Origin of the sequence: Mesorhizobium sp. LSJC285A00 (assembly GCF_000503155.1) — a bacterium.
Taxonomy (GTDB): domain Bacteria; phylum Pseudomonadota; class Alphaproteobacteria; order Rhizobiales; family Rhizobiaceae; genus Mesorhizobium.
Window position 1 is genome coordinate 21,845 of sequence record NZ_AYVK01000050.1, and the last position, 22,739, is coordinate 44,583.

The 22,739-nt window shown below is 63.2% G+C and carries 20 protein-coding genes; 8 read left to right on the forward strand and 12 right to left on the reverse strand.

The genetic code is table 11. From position 1 onward, the window contains the following. The first annotated feature begins 111 nt into the window (after window positions 1–111). The 3 genes from X726_RS141110 to X726_RS141100 all read left to right on the forward strand — a co-directional run bounded on the left by X726_RS141110 (window position 112) and on the right by X726_RS141100 (window position 2,504). On the forward strand, window positions 112–582 hold the full coding sequence (locus X726_RS141110; RefSeq protein WP_023673020.1) for an RDD family protein: 471 nt from the start codon (window positions 112–114) through the stop codon (window positions 580–582). Window positions 583–721: 139 nt separating this feature from the next. Beyond that, window positions 722–1,486 (forward strand): arginyltransferase, encoded by a 765-nt coding sequence (locus X726_RS141105; RefSeq protein ID WP_023673021.1) that lies wholly within the window; start codon window positions 722–724, stop codon window positions 1,484–1,486. A 121-nt stretch (window positions 1,487–1,607) separates the two neighbouring features. Further along, window positions 1,608–2,504 carry a DMT family transporter gene (locus tag X726_RS141100; RefSeq protein WP_031215481.1) on the forward strand — a complete coding sequence of 299 codons (897 nt, stop codon included), beginning with the start codon at window positions 1,608–1,610 and terminating at the stop codon, window positions 2,502–2,504. Window positions 2,505–2,512: 8 nt separating this feature from the next. Here X726_RS141100 and X726_RS1000000169870 read toward each other — a convergent pair whose 3' ends face one another. The 3 genes from X726_RS1000000169870 to parC all read right to left on the reverse strand — a co-directional run bounded on the left by X726_RS1000000169870 (window position 2,513) and on the right by parC (window position 6,612). Beyond that, window positions 2,513–2,914: a hypothetical protein gene (locus X726_RS1000000169870; RefSeq protein ID WP_084630936.1), complete on the reverse strand. Its 402-nt coding sequence runs from the start codon at window positions 2,912–2,914 to the stop codon at window positions 2,513–2,515. A 44-nt stretch (window positions 2,915–2,958) separates the two neighbouring features. After that, on the reverse strand, window positions 2,959–4,164 hold the full coding sequence (locus X726_RS141095) for an AI-2E family transporter (protein WP_023673023.1): 1,206 nt from the start codon (window positions 4,162–4,164) through the stop codon (window positions 2,959–2,961). Window positions 4,165–4,359: 195 nt separating this feature from the next. Continuing rightward, complete coding sequence (gene parC / locus X726_RS141090) at window positions 4,360–6,612, reverse strand: DNA topoisomerase IV subunit A (protein ID WP_023673024.1); 2,253 nt, start codon at window positions 6,610–6,612, stop codon at window positions 4,360–4,362. Between the two features lie 405 nt (window positions 6,613–7,017). Here parC and X726_RS141085 point away from each other — a divergent pair, with 405 nt between their 5' ends. Continuing rightward, window positions 7,018–8,208: a hypothetical protein gene (locus X726_RS141085; RefSeq protein WP_023673025.1), complete on the forward strand. Its 1,191-nt coding sequence runs from the start codon at window positions 7,018–7,020 to the stop codon at window positions 8,206–8,208. 230 nt (window positions 8,209–8,438) lie between these two features. On the opposite strand, the gene aspS is transcribed toward X726_RS141085, so the two are convergent. Together aspS and X726_RS141075 are read right to left on the reverse strand one after the other, a co-directional pair. Continuing rightward, complete coding sequence (gene aspS / locus X726_RS141080) at window positions 8,439–10,226, reverse strand: aspartate--tRNA ligase (RefSeq protein WP_031215482.1); 1,788 nt, start codon at window positions 10,224–10,226, stop codon at window positions 8,439–8,441. A gap of 640 nt (window positions 10,227–10,866) precedes the next feature. Continuing rightward, complete coding sequence (locus tag X726_RS141075; RefSeq protein WP_023715384.1) at window positions 10,867–11,625, reverse strand: DeoR/GlpR family DNA-binding transcription regulator; 759 nt, start codon at window positions 11,623–11,625, stop codon at window positions 10,867–10,869. A gap of 107 nt (window positions 11,626–11,732) precedes the next feature. Here X726_RS141075 and X726_RS141070 point away from each other — a divergent pair, with 107 nt between their 5' ends. The 3 genes from X726_RS141070 (at window position 11,733) to rnd (ending at window position 15,514) form a co-directional block, all read left to right on the forward strand. Further along, entirely contained in the window at window positions 11,733–12,938 is a 1,206-nt protein-coding gene (locus tag X726_RS141070) for an MFS transporter (RefSeq protein WP_023673029.1), read from the forward strand. Between the two features lie 104 nt (window positions 12,939–13,042). Next, the gene (locus X726_RS141065; RefSeq protein WP_023673030.1) at window positions 13,043–14,287 is read left to right on the forward strand and encodes an MFS transporter; all 1,245 of its coding nucleotides are present in this window, start codon (window positions 13,043–13,045) and stop codon (window positions 14,285–14,287) included. Between the two features lie 75 nt (window positions 14,288–14,362). Further along, the gene (gene rnd, locus X726_RS141060; RefSeq protein ID WP_023673031.1) at window positions 14,363–15,514 is read left to right on the forward strand and encodes a ribonuclease D; all 1,152 of its coding nucleotides are present in this window, start codon (window positions 14,363–14,365) and stop codon (window positions 15,512–15,514) included. Between the two features lie 63 nt (window positions 15,515–15,577). On the opposite strand, the gene X726_RS141055 is transcribed toward rnd, so the two are convergent. From X726_RS141055 to X726_RS141035, 5 genes are all read right to left on the reverse strand, one after another. After that, the gene (locus X726_RS141055) at window positions 15,578–15,997 is read right to left on the reverse strand and encodes an MAPEG family protein (RefSeq protein WP_023673032.1); all 420 of its coding nucleotides are present in this window, start codon (window positions 15,995–15,997) and stop codon (window positions 15,578–15,580) included. A 22-nt stretch (window positions 15,998–16,019) separates the two neighbouring features. Then, on the reverse strand, window positions 16,020–16,589 hold the full coding sequence (locus tag X726_RS141050) for a hypothetical protein (RefSeq protein WP_023673033.1): 570 nt from the start codon (window positions 16,587–16,589) through the stop codon (window positions 16,020–16,022). Between the two features lie 19 nt (window positions 16,590–16,608). After that, on the reverse strand, window positions 16,609–18,111 hold the full coding sequence (guaB, locus tag X726_RS141045) for an IMP dehydrogenase (RefSeq protein WP_023673034.1): 1,503 nt from the start codon (window positions 18,109–18,111) through the stop codon (window positions 16,609–16,611). Between the two features lie 140 nt (window positions 18,112–18,251). Beyond that, window positions 18,252–18,707, reverse strand: coding sequence for a PIN domain-containing protein (locus tag X726_RS141040; protein ID WP_023673035.1), 456 nt, complete (start codon window positions 18,705–18,707; stop codon window positions 18,252–18,254). Then, window positions 18,704–18,949: a type II toxin-antitoxin system prevent-host-death family antitoxin gene (locus X726_RS141035; RefSeq protein ID WP_023673036.1), complete on the reverse strand. Its 246-nt coding sequence runs from the start codon at window positions 18,947–18,949 to the stop codon at window positions 18,704–18,706. The genes X726_RS141040 and X726_RS141035 overlap by 4 nt, the downstream gene beginning before the upstream one ends. Window positions 18,950–19,192: 243 nt before the next feature. Between X726_RS141035 and X726_RS141030 the strand changes: the two genes are divergently transcribed. Next, window positions 19,193–20,614 carry an MFS transporter gene (locus X726_RS141030; RefSeq protein ID WP_023673037.1) on the forward strand — a complete coding sequence of 474 codons (1,422 nt, stop codon included), beginning with the start codon at window positions 19,193–19,195 and terminating at the stop codon, window positions 20,612–20,614. 216 nt (window positions 20,615–20,830) lie between these two features. Here X726_RS141030 and X726_RS141025 read toward each other — a convergent pair whose 3' ends face one another. Then, window positions 20,831–21,541 (reverse strand): RlmE family RNA methyltransferase, encoded by a 711-nt coding sequence (locus X726_RS141025; RefSeq protein WP_023673038.1) that lies wholly within the window; start codon window positions 21,539–21,541, stop codon window positions 20,831–20,833. Next, a partial coding sequence (locus X726_RS141020; RefSeq protein WP_031215484.1) for a Ppx/GppA phosphatase family protein occupies window positions 21,538–22,739 on the reverse strand: 1,202 nt, incomplete at its 5' end. The genes X726_RS141025 and X726_RS141020, both read right to left, overlap by 4 nt.

Sequence of the window (22,739 nt, forward strand, 5' to 3'; positions counted from 1 at the left end):
CGCCACACTGCCGACCCGGACCGATGGACGAACCGATCTTGATTCCGCCCGCGGTCTTCACCATTTCAGTGGCGGCGCACCCTAGCGTGGCGCCTGTTACGAGGACATGACATGAACGCGCGCGTACTTGACGGCGAAATCATCACCAGCAGGCTCGACGACGTCAGGGCCTATGACGGTGTGCGCACGCGGCGGATCCTGGCCTTCATCATCGACTATTGCATCGTGGCGCTGCTCACCATTCCGTTCGCGATCCTGGTGGCCGTGCTTGGCCTTTTGACATTCGGTCTTGGCTGGGCGCTGTATTCCATCCTCGTGCCGGCGGTCGCCATTCTCTACATCTGGAACACGCTGGGCGGTCGCAACCAGGCCACATCAGGCATGAAGATGATGGGCATTCGGCTCGATCGTCTCGACGGCAGCCGTATCGACGGCCTCACCGCCGTTGTCCATTCGGTGCTGTTCTGGGCGAGCACGGTCATCCTGACGCCGCTCGTCCTGCTGGTGACGCTGTTTTCCGATCGCAAGCGCACACTGCACGACCTGCTGCTTGGCACGGTCGTCAGCCGCAGCGACCGTTGAACCGGCGTCCAACCGACGCCAACAGGCATTTGTGCGCAAATGTGAAGGGGTCCGTTCAATCCCGCCTTCACAATCCTGTTGAATTTTTCGCCAGCCAAGCCAAAGGTAGAGCGATTCGCAGGAGTGTTCCCAAGGTTCGATGACGCACCATCCGACCCAGTCGCCGCAGTTCTTCCTGACCGCGCCATCGCCGTGCCCGTATCTCGAGGGCCAGTTCGAACGCAAGGTGTTCACGCATCTGGTCGGCGACAAGGCGCCGGAGATGAACGATCTGTTGACGCAAGGCGGTTTCCGGCGCTCGCAGAACATCGCTTACCGTCCCGCCTGCGAGACCTGCCGCGCCTGCGTCTCGGTGCGTATCCTGGCGCAGGAGTTCACCGCCAGCCGCAACATGAAGCGGGTGATCCAGCGCAATTCCGATCTGATCGGCGCCATGCACGACGCGCAGCCGTCGACCGAGCAGTATTCGCTGTTTCGCGGCTATCTCGACGCTCGCCATCGCCGCGGCGGCATGTCCGACATGACGGTGCTCGACTACGCCATGATGGTCGAGGATACCCATGTCGACACCAAGGTGATCGAATACCGGCGCCGCGGCCCCGACACATTCATCACCGGCAAGGGCCAGGGCGAGCTGATCGCCGTGGCGCTGACCGACAAGATGGCCGATGGCCTGTCGATGGTCTATTCCTACTTCAATCCCGAGTTCGAGGACCGTTCGCTCGGCACCTTCATGATCCTCGACCATATCGCCCGCGCCCGGGCCATGGGCTTGCCCCATGTCTATCTCGGCTACTGGGTCAACGGCTCGCGCAAGATGAACTATAAAATGCGGTTCATGCCGCAGGAGCATCTCGGCCCGAAGGGCTGGGAACGCTACGACCACGAAGCGGTCACGAGCTGATTTTTCTTCTTACCAAATCCTGATCTAAACATTTTCAGCCGAGACGATGCTGGTCTTTCCGCCCGTTGGCGGGGCGATTGCGCCGACCGGCATCTGCTCAAATCATTGCGAAAGCCGTTGCATGTCCTCTCACAATGCCCACACCAAAGGACTTCTGCTCACCGCGCTTGGCGGGCTGGCGCTGACCATCGACATTCCCCTGATCCGGCTCGCCCATGGCGAAGCCTGGACGATCCTTTTGCTGCGCACCGGCTGCACCTTCGTGGCGGGGCTGATCGTATGGGCCATCTGGCGCTCGTTCAGCAAGAATGCTCCGCAGCTGATACCCGGCTGGTCGGGGCTCGTCGTCGCCACCCTCTACGGGCTCGGCGCAATCGCCTTCATCACTGCCGTCTACAACACCTCGACCGCCAATCTGGTTTTCATCCTGGCCTTCTCCACCATGTTCTCGGCGCTGCTGTCGTGGCTGTTCCTGAAGGAGCGACCACAGCCGCTGACGCTTGCGGCAATGGCGCTGATGATCGTCGGCATCGCGATCATCGTCGGCGATTCCGTCGGCACGGGAGATCTGTTCGGCGATGTGATGGCGCTGTGTTCGGCCTTGGCGATTGCCTGCGCCATCACCGTTTCACGCGCCAGCGGCAGGGATATGGGATTCACCGCGCTGACCGGCGTCCTGCTGCCGTTCGGGCTGGCGGCGCTCATGGTCTCCAGGACCGGTTTCCAGGTGGAAGCGCCATGGTGGATCGTTTTCAACGGCGCCGTCATCATGCCGTTCGCCTTCTTCTGCCTGGCCAACGGGCCGAAATACATTTCAGGCCCGGAAGTGGCGATGTTCTATCTCCTGGAAACGGTTTTGGCGCCGGTCTGGATATGGATGATCTTTGCCGAGACGCCGTCGCGCAACAGCCTGATCGGTGGCGTGATCCTGATCGTCACGCTGGTCGCGCATTCGTTGTGGCAGCTGCATGAGGGGCGCAAGCGCCGGGCAGCGCTTGCTGTCGCTTACCCTGTTTAGAGGTGCGATCAACGTGTTGCCGTATCTGAAAAAGGCTCTGCAACGATCTGGTATTCATCCTCGTAAACGACATATCCCAAACGGGAACTCTTCATGACCTCGACATGATGCCCATGCTGCGCAAGAAGTGCGGTGAGGTCATAAGCCCTAGCCAAATGCTCCGTCGCAGTTGGCTTGAACCAGCTTAATCCTTGGGTCGTCTGTTTCCTGTAAAAACCTTTCGAGCTTGAGAGGTTGAAGCGTGGCGGGATAGCAAGGTTCTGTCGAAACCAGGCAAGACTGTCTTCCAGCCGATCCAACGTGTGTTGATCGAGATCAGTTTGACCTCGCAACTCGTAGGCAGCGCCAAAAAAACCTTCGCGCGCCCGTGTTCCCTCAATGATTCTTGGCCGAACAAATCGCAAAAACATGCGCAGGACCCGACGTCACGTGAGCCGCGTTTTGATCCTGAAGATCATGCCCTGGCCTTTTTCTCGGCGACGATCTCGATCTGTGGCGGCCCGCCTTCGTTCTCGGCGACGGCATCGGGAACGGCATCCTCGGCCAGTTCCACCTCGCGCAGCCATTCGCGCCAGATCGCCACCAGCAGCGCCATCAGCACGGGGCCAATGAACAGGCCGAGAAAGCCCATTGTCTTGACGCCGCCGATCAGGCCGAAAAATGTCGGCAGGAAAGGCAGCTTGATCGGTCCGCCGACCAGTTTCGGGCGCAAGGTCTTGTCGACCACGAACAGCTCCACCGCGCCCCAGATGAACAACGCCAGCCCGGCCATCGGCGAGCCGCTGGCGGCGAGGTAGATCGACACCAGCGTAAAGGACAGCGGCGCGCCGCCGGGGATCAGCGCCATCACACCGGTGAGCGCACCGAGCGTCACCGGCGACGGCACGCCGGCCAGCCAGTAGGCGATGCCCAGCACCAGCCCCTCGCCGATGGCGATCACGGTCATGCCGGTGACGGTCGACGAGATCGTTGCCGGCACGACGCGCGAAATCCGCTCCCAGCGCGTCGGCAGAATGCGTTCGCCGAGCCGGTCGATCTGGCCGGCAAAGTGTTCGCCGTCGCGATAGGCGAAGAACAGCGCGATCATCATGAACAGCAGCGTCAGCAAGAGACCGAAGGCGCTGCCGCCGGCAGCCAGTACGCCGCGATAGATGCTGCCGATATTGGCGCCGCTGACCAGCTGGATCAGCTCGCCGATGCCGCCGGGATGGCCGAAATTGTCTGTCCACTGTTCGTTCAGCCACTCGCCGACGACAGGCAGCGAGGTGATCCAGTGCGGTGTGACCGCGCCGTGCCTGTTGGTCTCGATCGCCCAGCCGACCCATTCGCGGACCTCGTTGATGGCGTAGGTGCCGGCGAGCGCTATCGGCACCACCAGGAAGGCGAGGATGAACAGGATGGCGAGCGTCGCGGCGACGGTGCGGTTGCCGCCGACACCGGCAAGCAGCCGGCGGTAGAGCGGCCAACTGGCGAAGGCGATGACGAGCGCCGCCAGCACGGGAAACAGGAAGCCGTGGAAGAAATAGACGCCGGCGGCAACGATCAGCACCAACAGCCAGCGCGCCGCCGACAGCGGCGGAATGACGGCGGCTCGCAACGGTGTCGACAGGCCGAACAGGCGCTGCTGACGCTCCGGCTTCTGGATCTTCGCTTCCTTCAAACGGTCAATTCTCCCCGGCCTACCCCAGCCTTATGCACTGTTATAGTGCCGCAATCGTGACGATAGTCCAAATGGTTGGTGAAGCTGCCAATCTCCCCCCTTGTGGGGGAGATCAGCAGCTTCAACCAAATTTCCCGGTCCGCGGGAATCCCTTCGGCACCATCCGTCCGGCAGACGNGGGGGAGATCAGCAGCTTCAACCAAATTTCCCGGTCCGCGGGAATCCCTTCGGCACCATCCGTCCGGCAGACGCTCTCGCGCCGATCCATTCCGCCAGCTCCTCGCGCGACCTGACGAAGGTGCGGTCGGCGGAATCCTGCCACGACAGGCCGCTCGCCAGCGTGAAGGGTTTCAGGTCGAGCAGACCGCCATCCTTGTATTTCTGCAGGCGAACGCCCTTGCCGCGGCCCATTTCGGGGATTTCGGAGAGCGCAAACACCAGCATCTTGCGGTTCTCGCCGACAATGGCGAGATGATCGCCTGACACGGGGACGCAGGCCTTGGCCTCGTCGGGCGCCTTGACGTTCATCACCTGCTTGCCCTTTCGGGTGTTGGCGACGACCTCCTCCTCCGGCACGACGAAACCATTGGCATCGTAGGAGACGAGCAGCAGCTTGCGCTTCGGGTCGTGGACGAAGGCGGTGACGATGTCCTGGTCGTTGTCCATGTCGACGATGATGCGGATCGGTTCGCCATGGCCGCGGCCGCCCGGCAGCCGGTCGGCGCCGATGGTGTAGAATTTGCCGCCGGTGGTGAAGACCAGGATCTTGTCGGTGGTCTGGGCATGGAAGGCGAGCTTGAGGCTGTCGCCTTCCTTGAAGGTGAGCGTGGAATGGTCGGCCAAATGGCCTTTCATCGCCCGCAGCCAGCCCTTTTCCGAGACCACCACGGTGACCGGCTCGCGCTCGATCATGGCGTGGGCAATGTCGGTCAGATCATGCTCCGGCGCGTCGGCGAACTGGGTGCGGCGCTTGCCGAGTTCGGTCTCGGGGCCGAACTTGTCGCGAACCTGCGTGACTTCCCATTTGATCGTCGACCATTGCTTGGCGTCGGATGCGAGCAATGCCTCGATCTGCTTCTTCTCGGTGGTGAGACCGTCGAACTCCTTGCGGATCTCGAACTCTTCCAGCTTGCGCAGGGCCCGCAGCCGCATGTTGAGGATGGCTTCGGCCTGGGTGTCGGTGAGCGACCAACGGGCCATCATCACCTGCTTGGGCTCATCCTCCTCGCGGATGATCCTGATGACCTCGTCGATGTTGAGATAGGCGATCAGGTAGCCGGCAAGGATTTCCAGCCGCTTCTCGATCTCGCCAAGCCGATGCTTCGAGCGGCGGATCAGCACATCGCGCCGATGGTCGAGCCACTCCTTCAGCACGCCCTTCAGCGACAGGACGTTAGGCACCTTGCCCCGCGACAAAACGTTCATGTTGAGGGGAAACCGGCTTTCGAGCTCGGTCAGCTTGAACAGCGATTCCATCAGAATGCCAGGATCGACCGAACGGCTCTTCGGTACGAGCACAATGCGGACGTCCTCGGCGCTTTCATCCCTGACATCCTCAAGCAGCGGCAATTTGCGCGCGATCAAAAGCTCGGCGATCTTCTCGATCAGCCTGGCCTTCTGGATGCCGTAGGGGATTTCAGTGACGACGATGCTCCAGGTGCCCCTGCCCTGATCCTCCTGGCCCCATTTGGCGCGCACGCGAAAACCGCCGCGGCCGGTCTCATAGGCCTCCAGGATGGATGCGCGGCTGTCGACGATGATGCCGCCGGTCGGGAAATCCGGCCCCTGGACGAACTCCATCAGCTTTGTCACCGGCGCGTCCGGCTGCTCGATCAACTGCAGCGCTGCGTCGCAAAGCTCGGCGGCATTGTGCGGCGGGATGGAGGTAGCCATGCCGACCGCAATGCCGGAGGAACCGTTGGCGAGCAGATTCGGGAAGGCGCCGGGAAGCACTACGGGCTCCTCGTCCTCCTCATTGTAGGTTGGCCGGAAATCGACGGCGTCCTCGGTGATGCCGGCAAGCAAATCGCTCGCCACCTCGGTCATGCGCGCCTCGGTATAGCGCATGGCGGCGGCGTTATCGCCGTCGATATTGCCGAAATTGCCCTGCCCGTCGACGAGGGGATAGCGCATGGAGAAATCCTGCGCCAGGCGCACCAGCGCGTCGTAGATCGACTGGTCGCCATGCGGATGGAACTTGCCCATCACGTCGCCGACTATGCGGGCGCATTTGGCAAAGCCCTGGTCGGGGTTGAGCCTGAGCAGCCGCATCGCATGCATGATGCGGCGATGCACAGGCTTCAGCCCGTCGCGCACGTCAGGCAGCGCCCGGTGCATGATGGTCGAGAGCGCATAGGCGAGATAGCGCTCTTCCAGCGCCTTCTTCAGATCGACCGGTTCGATGTGGTCACCGCCGCCATTTTCAGGCGGCAAAATCCTTTTTCCCATGCGGCTGGACTAGCCGAGCGGGTGATTCGCGGCAAGGCGGGGCTGCGGAAATCCGCACTTTGCAGCCTTTGGGCTTACGAGGGCGGCTCAAGGTCCGACAATGGATGTGACGGACTTCATGTTCCCCCTTGCCGTCCCTGTGCAACAGCAACGGTAGCAGTGCTGTTGCCAACCAACATCAATCTGTTACACGCCCTCTCTAAGGCAGGAGACGGTACGCAGGGGAGCCCGACCTTCATGACATATTCACCGCATCGGGCGAAGGCTCCCGCTCCGATTTGCCTTTCGCCGTGATTTTCGACAAATCTGCGGGAAGGCGCCTTTTTCCCGTCCAGTTCGTCACGGAATGGTGATGGCGTAGAATTGAGAAAACACTTTTTTCAGGACTCTCTCAGGGAACTCGCGATGACAATCCAACGCTCGACACTCAAGACTCTTGCTTTTTCGACCTTTTTGCTGACGCTGCCGCTGAATGCCGCCTTTGCGCAAGACACGGCGGTTGCCGACCGACTGAAGGCCGCACTTGCCGTCCAGGGCGTCGATATCACTTGGACCGGCGTTACCGGCGACAATTCCAGCATGGTGCTGCAGGGCGTGTCGGTCAAACCGGCGGCCGAAAAGGAATCGCTGCCGATCGGTGACGTCAAGCTCGAGGGCGTGACCGAAGCCAATGGCGGCTTCGATGTCGCGACCATCACGACTTCGGCCTTCGAGCACAGCAAGGACGGCGTCACGCTCAACCTCACCCCCTTCGTCATCCACGACGCCAACATCCCGGCTGAGGGCGCTACAGGCCCGCTCGGCTCGATGATGATCTACAAGTCGGCCGAACTCGAAAACCTGACGGTCAAGGTTGCCGACAAGACCGCCTTCTCGGTGGATGGGCTTGCTGTCCAGATCACGCCGCCGGCCGACGGCAAGGCGATGGAGTTTTCCGCCACCACGGAAAAGTTCAACGCCGACCTGACCCTGGTCGACGATGCGAAATCCAAGGAAGCCATCGAGGCCCTCGGCTACCAGAACATCTCGGGCAATATCGAAATCGGCGGCACCTGGCAGCCGAGCGACGGCAAGATGGACCTGTCGAAATACGACATCTCGGTCGAGAATGCCGGCACGCTCGGCATGACCTTCGGCCTCGGCGGCTACACGGTCGACTTCGTCAAGTCGCTGCAGGAGATGCAGAAGAAGATGGCGGCGCAGCCCGAAGGGGCTGACAATTCGGCGCAAGGCATGGCCCTGCTCGGCCTGTTGCAGCAGCTCTCCTTCAACAGCGCATCGATCCGCTTCGATGACGATTCGCTCACCGGCAAAGTGCTTGAGTATGTCGGCAAGCAGCAGGGCATGTCGGGCAAGGACATCGCCAACCAGGCCAAGGCGATCGTGCCGTTCGGCATGGCGCAGCTCAACAATCCCGAACTGACCGCCGAAGTGACGGCCGCGGTGAGCAAGTACCTCGACGATCCGAAGAGCCTCGAGATTTCGGCCGAGCCGCCGGCAGCGGTGCCGTTCGCGCTGATCATGGCCGGCGCCATGTCCAACCCGGCCGACCTGACCAAGACGCTGGGCGTCCACGTCAAGGCCAACGAAGACTGATCGAAGTTCGCTCCCTTCTCCCCGTCACTATACGGGGAGAAGGTGCTGGCAGGCAGATGAGGGGCGGCGCCAACGCCTGCAAATTGTAGTTCGATGCTGAACCGATTGTCAGAAGGCGCCAACTGCTAAGGCCGTTCGCCAATCGCCTGCATGCGTGCTGCCCCTCATTGTCCTGCCGGACATTTCTCCCCGTATAGAGACGGGGAGAAAGGGCAGCTGCAACGCTGCCGTCAGTCCTTCTTCACTGCCGCGACACGCAGCGACAGATCACGCAACTGCTGCGGCGAGGCTTCCGAAGGCGCGTTCATCAACAAATCGTAGGCCTGCTGGTTCATCGGGAACATGGTGATCTCGCGCAGGTTCTTGGCCCCGACCAGCAGCATGACCACGCGGTCGACACCGGCCGCCATGCCGCCATGCGGCGGCGCGCCATACTGGAAGGCGCGATAGAGGCCGCCGAAGCGCTCCTCGACCGTGGCGCGGTCCAGCCCGACCGTCTCAAACGCCTTGACCATGGTCTCGGGCAAATGGTTGCGGATACCGCCAGAGGCGATCTCGAAACCGTTGCAGACCATGTCGTACTGGAAGGCCTTGATGCCGAGCAGGTCGTCGCCGTTGAGCGCGTCGATACCGCCTTGCGGCATCGAGAACGGGTTGTGGGCGAAGTCGATCTTCTTCTCCTCCTCGCTCCATTCGAAGAACGGGAAGTCGACGATCCAGCACAATTCGAAGCGCTCGCGGTCGACAAGGTTCAGTTCTTCGCCGGCACGCGTACGCGCGGCACCGGCGAAGGTAACGAACTTCTTCGGATCGCCGGCGACGAAGAAGGCGGCGTCGCCATCGGCAAGGCCGAGCTGCTGGCGGATCGCCTCGGTGCGCTCCTCGCCGATGTTCTTGGCCAGCGGACCGGCGCCTTCAAGCTTGTCGCCTTCCTTGCGCCAGAAGATGTAACCCAGTCCCGGCTGGCCCTCGCCCTGCGCCCACGAGTTCATGCGGTCGCAGAAGGCGCGGCTGCCGCCGGTCTTGGCCGGAATGCCCCACACTTCGGCCTTCGGATCGTTGGCCAGGATGTTGGCGAACACCTTGAAGCCGGAATCGCGGAAATGGTCGGAGACGGCCTGCATCTCGATCGGGTTGCGCAGGTCCGGCTTGTCGGAGCCGTATTTGCGCATCGCGACATCGTACGGGATGCGCTGGAATGTCTGCGTCACCGGCTTGCCGTTGGCGAAAGTCTCGAAGACGCTCCGCATCACCGGCTCCATGGTCGACAGCACGTCGTCCTGCTCGACGAAGCTCATCTCGAGGTCGAGCTGGTAGAATTCGCCGGGCAGGCGGTCGGCGCGCGGGTCCTCGTCGCGGAAGCAGGGCGCGATCTGGAAATAGCGGTCGAAGCCCGAAACCATGATCAGCTGCTTGTACTGCTGCGGCGCCTGCGGCAGCGCGTAGAAGGTGCCGGGATGGATCCGCGACGGCACCAGGAAGTCGCGCGCGCCTTCCGGCGACGAGGCCGTCAGGATCGGCGTCGAGAATTCGGTGAAGCCGACATCGGTCATACGCTTGCGCATCTCGGCGATGATTTTCGTGCGCGCCACGATGTTCCTGTGCAGCGTCTCGCGGCGCAGGTCGAGAAAACGGTACTTCAGGCGGATGTCTTCGGGATAGTCGGGCTCGCCGAACACCGGCAGCGGCAATTCCTTGGCTGCCGACAGCACCTCGATCTCGCGGGCAAAGATCTCGATCTCGCCGGTCGGCAGGTTGGCGTTGGTGGTGTCCGGCAGGCGCGCCTTGACCTCGCCGTCGACGCGGATCACCCATTCGCCACGCAGCGTCTCGGCGACCTTGAAGGCGGGCGAATCCGGATCGACGACGATCTGGGTCAGGCCGTAATGGTCGCGCAGGTCGATGAACAGCAGGCCGCCATGGTCGCGCACGCGATGCACCCAGCCCGACAGGCGAACCGAAGAGCCGACATCGCTCTTTCTCAACTGGGCACAGGTGTGGCTGCGGTAACGATGCATTGTCATGTCAAAATTCCGGGGTGTTCTGGTTGCGGGCCGAAGCATCAAAGCCCGGTCCAAAATTTGCGCGAAAAGCGCATGGGAGGCCCGATTTGTCAAGGCAAGCCGGGTTTGGGTCGTCTCTCTAACCGCTCGTCAGTGTTGAAGTCTTTGCCAGGCTTGGCGCATTGCCGCCAGAAGTGTTTCTCGCGACAGTGCAGTCATCGAATGATCTGGAGATACTTCATGCCAAAACCCACAGTCCCGCCGAGTGTCGGGCCACATAATGGCCGCGAATTGGAGCTGATGCTTCAGGGCGACAAATCAATGGCCTTGTTCGCGGCGGAACCGGGTATGGACGCCGACATATTGGCGATGCAGGCTTTGCACCGTTTGTCGACAAAGGCCGCATCCTGAAGTTCACCCAGATTGTTCCTAAAACCTCAGTGGAAGAGCGCTGATACTGCCTGCCGACAGAAGAATGACGCTGCAAACTGAGCTTGTTGATCTCCAGAACGTGCCGCAGCGGAGAGGCCTTTGACATCTTCACATCGAATGATCTGGCGAGGCTTGAAGGAGCCCTTCTCGGTCATTCAAAGGAAGATGTCGAAGTGTTCGTCGCCCATGCTGCGTCCCGGACTGCCCGCGCGCCCAGCTCCGTTTAAGCCAAATGGATTTCGGCGCCCTGGCGTTCGAAATCCGCGAGGATTGCGGCCGGCGCGGTCTTTTCGACCACGAGGTGGCGGATCGCCTCTGGCCTGGCGACCCGGTAGGGTGCGGCTGTGGCCAGCTTGTCGTTGGTTACAGCGATGACGATGCCTGCGCTGTTCTTGGCCATGGCCCGCTTTACCTCGGCCTCAGCCGAATCGAAGGCCGTGACGCCGCGCGACGCATCGAGACCGCAGGATCCGAGAACAAACAAGTCCGCGCCAAGTTGCCCGACAGCTGCAAGCGTGTCGGCGCCGACGCAGGCGCCGAGATGGCGGTCGAACCGCCCGCCCAGCACAATCAGTTCGACCAAAGCGTGGTCTGACAGGACGGAGGCAATTTCGAGCGAATTGGTGGCGACGGTCAGATCTATGTCGCGCGGGATGGCCCTGGCGATCGCGGCATTGGTCGAGCCGCTGTCGATGAACAGGGTCTGTCCGCGCGAAAGCAGTGCCACGGTTGCGCGGGCCAGCCGCGTCTTTTCTTCGACGGCATGACTGGCGCGCAGGCCGACAGTCGTCGATGCGAAGGGTGCGGGCGCGACCGCACCGCCATAGACGCGGCGGCATTGCCCGGCCTTGGCGAGTTCCCTGAGGTCGCGGCGAACCGTGTCCTCCGAAACGCCGAAGCGGCTTGCCAGCTCGCCGGCCAGTACCCGGCCCTCGACGGCGAGGCGATCGCGAATGATTTGATGCCGCTCATCGGTCAGCATTGCATGATCCTGTTTTCTTTTTGCACGTTCTTGCACGATTTGCATGTTTGTGCAAGATAAGAGAATATCAACCACAATCGCCGGCTCTCTTCCCCGAAAGCATCGTCATGACCTTTGGCCTCCGCCTCGCTCCGCAACACCGGGTCTACGCCGGCTTTGCGATCTATTCGTTCGCCATGGGCCAAATCTTCCCGCGGCTGCCCGACATCAAGCATGCCATGGGCATAGGAGACGGCACGCTCGGGCTCAGCCTGATCGGGACGCCGATCGGCACCTTGACCGCGCTGACGCTGGCGGCGCCGATCCTGGAGCGCGTCGGCTTCCGCCGCGCGCTGCTCGGGCTGGTGCCGCTCTTGTCGGTTGTCTTTGCCATTGCCGTGCATGCGCCTGGGCCGCTTGCGCTGTTCCTGATGCTGTTTCCGGTCGGCCTGATGATCGGCAGCGTCGAGATCATTCTCAATGTCGAGGCCGACAGAACCGAATTCCTGCTCAAGCGCCGGATCATGAACCGGGCGCATTCGTTCTGGAGCATCGGCTTTTTCGGCGCCGGCCTGTTCGGCGCCGCGCTTGCGCATCTCGGCATTTCGCCGCAACTGCACCTGGCGATTGTCGTACCGATGGTGGCGACAGGAATCGCGCTGTTTCTCGGCGGTTACGAACCGGCGCCGAGCCGCTTCGCCGGCAATGACGAGACGGCGCCAACGCTGGCGCGGCCGACGCTGCCGATCCTCGTCCTCGTCGCGGTGACACTGTCGGCGATGCTGATGGAAGGCGCCAGCATCGACTGGTCGGCAATCTACATGCGCACCGTGTTCGATGCGGGCCCTTTCGTCGCCGGCTTCACCGTGGCGCTGTTTGCATTCTCGCAAGCGAGCACGCGCTTCTTTGCCGACTCCTTTGTCGACCGCCACTCGCCGAGCGTCGTGGCGCGGGTGCTGCTGGCGACGATGGCGGTCGGCGTGCTGCTCGTCTTCTTCTCGCCTGCCCCGCTCGTATCGATGCTGGGCTTTGCGCTACTTGGCATCGGCAGCAGCGCGATCTTTCCGCTGGCGATCTCGGCGGCGGCCCAACGCACGGACCGCTCCGCGGCAATCAATGTCGCGGCGCTGTCGCAGATCTCCTTCGTCGCCTTCCTGCTCGGCCCGCCATTGCTCGGCTTCGTCTCCGACCATTGGGGCATTCGCTCGGCCTTCGGTATCGGCATCCCCTTCATCATGCTCAGCCTGCTGACCGCCGGCTCGCTTGGCCGAAGGGCTGCCCGGGGCAAGCCTGCGCCAGCGAGCGAAGCTTTGGCGAGGGCCGACGGAGCTTGAACGGCCGCACTTGAAGCCACACACCTGTTGGCGGCGGGACAAGCCACTGGCATTGGCCACACCGATAGTTCAGAACTGTGGAGCCACCTAAGCAACGGTTCCGTATGTCCTCCATCCGCCCGCTGATCCCGCTCCTCATCGCCGCCGGCATCCTGCTTGGCGGCAACGGGCTGCAGGGCACGCTGATCGCGCTGCGCGGCGCGCAGGAAGGATTTTCGGCCTCCGACATCGGCCTGATGGGCACGTTCTATTTCGCCGGCTTCCTGTTGGGGTGCTTGGCCGTCACCCGTATCCTCAAGGCAGTCGGCCATGTCCGGACGTTTTCAGCGCTCGCCGCCATCGCCGCTGCCAGTACGCTGCTCCTGGTGCTGGTGATCGACCCGGTGATGTGGTGCGCGGTGCGCTTTGCCGGCGGTTTCTGCTTTGCCGGCCTGTTCACCGTCATGGAAGCCTGGCTGAACTCCGGCGTCGAAAACAAGGATCGTGCGCGGGTGCTCGCCGTCTACCGCATGGTCGATATCGGCTCGGTAACCGGCGCGCAGTTCCTGATCCCGATCTTCGGCCCCGGCGGCTTTGCCATCTTCGCCATCATGTCGATGATGATCACGCTGTCGCTGGTTCCGGTGTCGCTCGGCGACCGCTCCAACCCGACGCCGCCGGAAGACGTCAAGCTCGATCTCGCCCGCGTCTGGCGGATTTCGCCGCTCGGCTGCTTCGGCTGCATCTGCGTCGGCGTCACCAACAGCGCCTTCCGCACGCTGTCGCCGGTCTATGCCGAGCAGATCGGCATGTCGGTGGCCGATGTCGTCACCTTCGTCAGCGTCGGCATCTTCGGCGGCGCCCTCATCCAGTATCCGCTGGGCTACCTCTCCGACCGCTGGGATCGGCGCGCGGTGCTTTTGGCCACGACATGCGGCGCCATGTTCGCCGCGCTGGCGCTGGTCTTCGTCGCCGGCGCCGATCCGACCCTCAATTTGATCATCGTCTTCATCTTCGGCAGCTTCGCCATGCCGCTCTATTCGCTATCGGCGGCGCATTCCAACGACCGCGCCGACAAGGGCGAGTTCGTGCTGATCAACGCCGCCTTGATGCTGTTCTATTCCTTCGGCGCCATTGGTGGCCCCTTCGCGGCGTCCGCAGTGATGCAACATTTCGGACCGGGCGCCCTGTTTGTCTTCAGCGCAGTCGTCTACGCCACCCTCATCGCCGTCATTCTCTACCGCATGCAGGTGCGCGGCAGCGTGCCGGCGGGCAAGCGCAGCCGCTTCACAGCGCTGCTGCGCACATCGACTGTGTTCGCGCGGCTGGCGCGCAGGAATGGCGATTCCGACGGATCGGCGGATACTTGACCGACGGGCGGCTTGACGAAAGCGCCCACGGCTGAAATTGAAAGAGAACCTTACCCGTTACTAAAAAGCGATTTGATGCACGTCATCACCACCCAAAATGAGCTCGAGTCCGTTCTCGCCGCTTTTGAAAAGTCGGATTTCGTCACCGTCGACACCGAATTCATCCGCGAAACGACATTCTGGCCGATTCTGTGCCTGATCCAGATGGCGGCGCCAGGCGTCACCGCGCTGATCGACCCGCTGGCGCCCGACATCAACCTCGCCCCATTCTTCCGGCTGATGGCCAATGAAGCGGTGGTCAAGGTTTTCCATGCCGCGCGCCAGGACATTGAAATCATCGTCCATCTCGGCGATCTGGTGCCGCATCCGGTGTTCGACACCCAGGTCGCGGCCATGGTCTGCGGCTTCGGCGACAGCGTCTCCTACGATCAGCTGGTGCAGCGCATCACCGGCGCACGGCTCGACAAATCCTCGCGTTTCACCGACTGGCGCCACCGGCCGCTGTCGGACAAGCAGCTCGACTATGCGCTGGCCGACGTCACCCATCTGATCGACGTCTACAAGCATCTCAGCGCCGAACTGGAGCGGGAAAACCGCGCCCATTGGCTGAACGAGGAAATGGAGGTGCTGACTTCGCGCGAAACCTACGATCCGCACCCCGAAGACGCCTGGAAGCGGCTGAAGATGCGGCTGCGCAAGCCCCAGGAGCTGGCGATCGTGCAGGCGGTGGCGGCATGGCGCGAACGCGAGGCGCGTGAGCGTGACGTGCCGCGCGGCCGGGTGCTCAAGGACGACGCCATATACGAGGTCGCCCAGCAGGCGCCGCGCGATGCGGCAGCCCTTGGCAAGCTGCGCACGACGCCGAAAGGCTGGGAGCGTTCGTCGACGGCTACCGCATTGCTTGGCGCGGTCAACACGGCGCTCGCTTTGCCCCGCGAAGAGATGCCGAAGCTGCCCAAGAGCTTTCAGCCGCCCGAGGGCTCCAATGCCGCCTCCGAGCTGTTGAAAGTGCTGTTGCGGATCGTCGCCGAGAAGGAAGGCGTCGCCTCGAAAGTGCTGGCGTCCAGCGACGACATCGACCGCATCGCCGCCGAGGGCGAGGATGCCGACGTGCCGGCCCTGCAGGGCTGGCGACGCGCCGTGTTCGGCGAAGCCGCACTGAAGCTGGTGCGCGGCGAAATCGGCATCAAGTTCGACAAGCGCAAGATCGCGGTGTTCGATTTGTAGACCCCCACCCCGCTCCGCTGCGCGGAGCGACCCTCCCCACGAGGGGGAGGGTAAACGACTGCCCTACACCGCTCCGAGCAGGTGTAGCGCGAACCAGATCCATGCCAACAAGAGAATGATCGCGCCGACGTAGAAGGCGCGGCTGCGAAACCGCAGATTGTTGCTGGTGAGGTGGACCCAGGCGTGGCCATAGCGGGAAATCACGAAAATCCACATCAACGCCAGGGTCAGATAATTGACGCCATTGGTCGCGTGCAGCGCCAGGCACAGCACATAGAACAGCACCGGCAGTTCGAACTGGTTGATGAGATTGTTGGCAACCGTGACGCTCGACCCGGGCTCGGTCGTGCGCACCTTGTATTGACCGACCTTGGCCTCGCCCGATTTGACCGCGCCGTAGCGGCGCCGGCCCATCACGACATAGACGATATAGACGAGCAACACCTGCGCCAGCATCGGCCAGAAAATCGCGGTCTGGCTCATGGCGTTGCCCCTGCTCTGTCGTTCATGCCTGTGGACGCCGCTGGGCGGCAAGGATCAAAAACGCGATGACGATGACGGGGATCGCCAGCAGCGCGAATTTGGTGACGATCAGCGACGAGGCGAAAGACAGAGAATCCGGGTTGGCCGACAGCGCATCGGACAGAAGCCGCGCCACCGCAATGTTCTGGGCGTAGTCGGCGCACGTGTAGGGCAGCACGATGACCAGCGCGAACAGTGCCTGAAGCTGCACCGGCATGGCACGAAAACTCTTCAGCCGCCGCCCGGTTGCCAGGATCAGGCTGACCATGGTCAGCGACAGCAGCGCCGGGAAGAGAAGGTCGAAAGTCAAATAGTGCCAGACCAGGATGATCTCGCTGCCGCGCCGGCCGAGTGCCGTCAGCCAGGCCATGCCCTCGTCGGGCGTGAACCCGCCAAGGCGCACGTCGAGCGACGGCAGGCCACCGCTCAGCCGGCGGAAATAGAAGAATTCCAGCAGCGTCATGATGATGAAAACCGCCGCGGCGGCAAAGCACAGCGCGCCGGCATGGCGCGCCAGCCGCAGCACGATCGTCGCCTGGTGGCGCCAGAGCATGTACCGCTCTGGCTGCCGGTCAGGCTCCGCCAGGATAGTTCGGGCTTTCGCGGGTAATCGTGACGTCATGGGCGTGGCTTTCACGAAGTCCGGCGTTGGATATGCGCACAAAGGTGGCGCGTTCGCGAAAATCGGCAAGGTCGCGGCCACCGACATAACCCATAGCGGCTTTTAGCCCGCCCGCAAGCTGGTGCAGCACGCCAGACACAGGTCCCTTGTAGGGCACCTGCCCTTCAATGCCTTCCGGGACCAGTTTCAGCGTGTCGCGAACCTCGGCCTGGAAGTAGCGATCGGCCGAGCCGCGCGCCATGGCGCCGACAGAGCCCATGCCGCGATAGGCCTTGAAGGAGCGGCCCTGATGCAGATAGACCTCGCCCGGGCTTTCGTCGGTGCCGGCCAGCAGCGAACCGATCATGGCCGCACTGGCGCCGGCGGCAAGCGCCTTGGCCAGGTCACCCGAATATTTGATGCCGCCGTCGGCGACGACCGACACGCCTGATCTATGCGCCGTCTCGACCGCCGACATGATCGCCGAAAGCTGCGGCACGCCGACGCCGGCGACGATGCGCGTGGTGCAGATCGAGCCCGGGCCGATGCCGACCTTGACGGCATCGGCGCCGGCGTCGATCAGCGCCTGCGTGCCTTCGGCGGTGGCGACGTTGCCGGCCAGGATGCGGACGGAATTGGAAAGCTTCTTGGCCCGCGTCACCGCATCGAGCACGCGCTGCGAATGGCCATGCGCGGTGTCGATGACCAGGAGGTCGACACCGGCATCGATCAACCGCTCGGCGCGCTCGAAGCCGTCATCGCCGACGCTGGTGGCTGCCGCCGCCCGCAGGCGCCCCTGCGCATCCTTGGTGGCGTGCGGGTTGAGCTGCGACTTCTCGATGTCCTTGACGGTGATCAGGCCGACGCAATTGCCGGACTTGTCCACGACGACGAGCTTTTCGATGCGGTGCTGATGCAGCAGCCGCTTGGCCTCGTCCTGGTCGACATTCTCCTTGACCGTGATCAGGTTCTCACGGGTCATCAATTCGTAGACTTTCTGCCCCGGATCGGAGGCGAAGCGCACGTCGCGGTTGGTCAGGATGCCGACGAGGCGGCCGATCTTCTGGCCGCCGGTCCCGCCATTCTCGACCACCGGAATGCCCGAGATGGAATAGGTGCGCATCAGCGCCAGCGCGTCGGCCAGGGTGGCGTCGGGGCCGATGGTGACCGGATTGATGACCATGCCCGATTCGAACTTCTTGACCTGACGCACCTGCTCGGCCTGTTCGGCCGGCGAGAAATTGCGGTGGATGACGCCGATGCCGCCGGCCTGCGCCATGGCGATGGCAAGCCTCGCCTCGGTGACGGTGTCCATGGCGGCCGACAGGATCGGCACGTTGAGGTCGATGTCGGTGGCGATGCGGGTGCGGATGTCGGTCTCACCGGGCATGACCTCGGAATGACCGGGCTGCAACAGCACGTCGTCAAAGGTCAGCGCCAGCGCGCCGGTGGACGTTTCGATGATTTTTGCCATGGCCAGTCCTCGGATACGAAAAGCGCCGGGAGAATACAAAAAAGCGCTGGACCGAAATGGACAGCGCCGACTCGTCTTCCCTTTCAGGATTGGCGCTGGCTGGTAACACGTCGCGGCGTGGTTGAAAAGCCGGTCGTGGCCTATTCGGCGGACTTGCCCAACAGGGCATCGAGCAAGACATGGCGCGGTGACGCGAAAGGATTGACGACCGTTACGCCGCCCCAGGTGAAGCCGTCCTGCAGATCTTCCGACAGCAGCAGCCGGCAACCGGTTTGCGAGGCAACAGACAGGATGGTCGCATCCCAGATGCCGAAATGGTGATCGGTCGCAAGATCAGCCGCGACCGTCATCACCTCCGGCGTCGTGCCGACAACCGGAAACGCGTCGCGCCAGCTCAACAGGGCGTCGCGCGCTTGTGCACGTGATCGTCCGGCCTTGCGTGTGAGAACGGTGAACAATTCGCCGAGCACCTGGACTGGAATGACGGCTGCCTCTTGCGCAATGTCGTGCAGCAGGCCGAAAACGATGTCGCGCTTCTCGGCTCCGTTGATCCCCTCGGCATAAACAAGGATGTTGGTATCGAGCGCGACCTTCACCGCTCGTCCTCGTAAAGCTCGTCGCGGCTCCAGCGCCCGGCTTCTACAACAGGCTGGCGTTCGAGGCGCGACAGCAGCGCTGTGCGCGAACGAGACGCCGCAGGGTCGGGCTGCCCTGCAGGCACGATCCGCGCCACGGGGCGCCCATGGCTGGTCACGACATAGCTCTGTCCTTCGCGGACACCGCGCAGGAGGAGCGAGAATTTGCGGTTGGCGTCGGCTGCGGAAACGGCTTCTTCCATAGCATTGTCCATATAGTAGTTATATTCACTACAGCATAGTGAACCAGGTCAATTTTCGCAAGTTCATTCAATGTGGCGAAACGCAGCGACGCCTCTTGTCCGCCCACGGTCGCACAAAAGTGACAGCAAATTAATGCGACATCGCGCCTGAGGCGTGATAACCGCCCGTTTGTATCGGCTTGCCCGCCTTTTCATTGTTTGGATTGGCCGGCAGGCACATTTAGACCAGTTCGGACGCGTTCGTTGAACCGCATCATTCCGCTCATTCTGGCGGTCGCCTTGTTCATGGAAAACATGGATTCGACCGTCATCGCGACATCGCTGCCGGCGATTGCCGTCGACATCCACACCAGCCCGATCGCGCTCAAGCTGGCGCTGACCGCCTATCTGGTGGCGCTGGCGATCTTCATTCCGATCAGCGGCTGGATGGCCGACCGGTTCGGCGCGAAGACCATTTTTCGCGCCGCGATCGGCGTCTTCATCGTCGGCTCGGTCTGCTGCGCCATCTCCAATTCACTGCCGGCCTTTGTCGTCTCGCGCTTCCTGCAAGGCATAGGCGGCGCCATGATGACGCCGGTCGGCCGGCTGGTCCTGGTGCGCGCGACGCCGAAGAGCGAGCTGGTCGCGGCCATGTCGTGGCTGACGGTGCCGGCGCTGGTCGGCCCGCTTGTGGGACCACCGATCGGCGGCTTCATCACCACCTATTTCACCTGGCACTGGATCTTTCTGATCAACGTGCCGATCGGCCTGATCGGCATCTGGCTGGCGACGCGCTTCCTGCCGCAAACCGACTCGATGGAGACGCCGCCGCTCGATTTCGTCGGTTTCGTACTGAGCGGGCTGGCGGCCTCCGGCGTCATCTTCGGCCTGTCGGTGGTCAGCCTGCCCTATCTGCCGCCGGCGACCGGCCTCATCACCGTGGCGGTCGGGCTGATTTCCGGCGTGCTCTATCTCCTGCATGCGCGGCGCGCCAAGAACCCGCTGCTGGCGCTGGAACTGTTCCGCAACCCGGTGTTCCGCTCCTCGGTGCTCGGCGGCTCGCTGTTTCGCATCGGCATCGGGGCGGTGCCGTTCCTGTTGCCCCTCATGTTCCAGATCGGCTTCGGGCTGACGCCGTTCCAGTCGGGCATGATCACCTTCGTCTCGGCTATCGGCGCCATCGGAATGAAATTCGTTACCGCGCTGATCTTCCGGCTTGCGGGGTTCCGCCGGGTGCTGATCTGGGGCTCGCTGATCGCCGCGGCATCGATCGCCATATACGGCCTGTTCACGCCGGAGACGCCTTACGCGCTGATGCTGGCGATATTGCTGGTCGGCGGCTTCATCCGCTCGATGTTCTTCACCGGCGTCAACGCGCTCTCCTATGCCGAGGTGACGGCCGAGGACACCAGCAAGGCAACGCCGATCACGGCGGTGTTCCAGCAACTGTCGATCGCGCTCGGCGTGGCGCTGGCCGGCGGCATCCTGGAAGTCTCGACCTCGATCCATGGCGGACCGCTGGCGCTCGGCGATTTCCACATCGCCTTCTTCATCGTGGCGGCAGTGTCAGCGGCGGCGTCGGTGTCGTTCACGCGGCTGGCGCCGGATGCCGGCAACGCCGTGTCGGGTCATGGCCGGATGACGACGCCGAAGACACTGGAGCCGGTGAGCACGGCTGGAAAGTAAGGGGCGGCGCGACGAAAATCGTCGACGTCGGCGATCCTTCACACCCCCCTCTGGCCTGCCGGCCATCTCCCCCGCAAGGGGGGAGATCGGATATCACGCGGCTTTCGCCAATCTTGCAACTTTGAAGGAATGGCGAGGCGGTCGCAACTGCCAATCTCCCCCCTTGCGGGGGAGATGTCCGGCAGGACAGAGGGACGGAACGCTACGAAGCGTCTTTCACGCCGTGCCGTCTCTGCCCTTAAAATCCTTCGCCAGCAAATACAGTTCCACCGACTCATCCCGCGACGCCGGCGGCTTCACGTGGTGCACCGAGCGGAAGTTCTTCTTGAGCATCGACAGCAGCTCGTTTTCGGCGCCGCCTTGAAACGTCTTGGCCAAAAAGTGCCCGCCCGGCTTCAGCACCGACAGCGCGAAATCGGCGGCCACCTCGCACAGATGCATGGTGCGGATGTGGTCGGTTCGCTTATGACCCGTCGTCGGCGCGGCCATGTCCGACAATACGACATCGGGGTCGCCGCCCAACGCCTCGGCGAGCTTTTGCGGCGCTTCCGGGTCGAGGAAATCCATCAGCAGCACCGGCGCACCCGGCACCGCATCCATTTCGAGATAGTCGATGCCGACGACATGCGGGTTGTCGGCAGTGGATTTCGTCCTCGCGGCCGCCACCTGGCACCAGCCGCCGGGGGCCGCACCGAGATCAATGACCTTCATGCCGGGTTTCAGCAGATGATGCTTGTCATCGATCTCGATCAGCTTGTAGGCCGCGCGCGAGCGATAGCCGTCGGCCTTGGAGCGCTGGACATAGGGATCATTGATGTGGCGCTGCAGCCAGCGGCGCGACGATTCCTTCAGGCCGCTCTTCTTCTTGATCCGCGTCTTGAGGACACGAATGCTGGCGGAGCCCGGCTTTTCCGGCTTCTTGGTCACTGTCGGCCTCGCCCACTGTTGCGCCAGACGCCGTCATCGGCCATCAGCTCGCTCAAAATGCCTTCGCGTAAGCCCCGGTCGGCGACGCGCAGCCGCTCCGACGGCCACACCGCACGGATGGCTTCCAGGATAGCACAGCCGGCCAGCACCAGGTCGGCACGGTCGGCGCCGATGCACGGGTTGGCGCAGCGCTGCTGGAAATCCCAGCCGACCAGTTTTTCGACCATGCGGTCGACGCTGTCGCGGTCCATCCACAGCCCATCGACGCGGCGGCGGTCGTAGCGTTCGAGATCGAGATGGACGCCGGCCAGCGTCGTCACCGTGCCGGATGTGCCCAGCAGATGGAATTTCGGACTGGCCAGCACATGGCTCAGCCGGTCGCGGCCGTCGAAGGCTTTCAGCCGCACCGCGACGTCGTCGACCATGGCGGCAAAGATCTCGCGCGTCACCGTGCGGCCGCCAAAGCGTTCGGCCAGAGAGACGACGCCGACCGGCAGCGAGGTCCACGACACGATGTGGTTGGCCAGCCGCGGCGAGCGCTGGCCGGTGAGGTCGATCAGCGCGATTTCGGACGAGCCACCGCCAATGTCGAACAGCACCACGCCTTGCGTGTCGCGCTCGACCAGCGAGCCGCAGCCGGATACAGCAAGCCGCGCCTCGGTTTGGCGGTCGATGATCTCGAGCTTCAGCCCTGCCTCGCGCTCGACGCGCTGCAGGAATTCGACGCCATTGTCGGCGGTGCGGCAAGCCTCGGTGGCGATCAGCCGGGCTTTCCTGATCTTGCGGTTGCGCAATTTGTCGCCGCAGATTTTCAGCGCCTCGACGGCGCGGTCCATCGCCGCCTGGCTAAGGTGCCCATTGGCGGTCAGCCCCTCGCCCAGCCTGACGATGCGCGAGAAGGCGTCGATGACGCGGAACTGGCCATGGCGTTGCGGCACCGCGACCAGCAGCCGGCAATTGTTGGTGCCGAGATCGAGCGCGGCAAACACCGGCAGTTCCTGCATCGGCGGCCGATGCATTGGCTGTTCCGGTCGGGGTTGTGGGGCCGAGGGCAAAGGCACGGGCGCTGGAGCGGCCGGGCCGACGGAGGCCGGTGCACCGACCGCCGCGGCCGTTGCGAGAGGGCTGTCGTCGCGCGCAAAAACCTTGCGCCCACGCCGGCGCTTGCGCCGCTTTCTCGCCTTGCCTCGCTGATGCT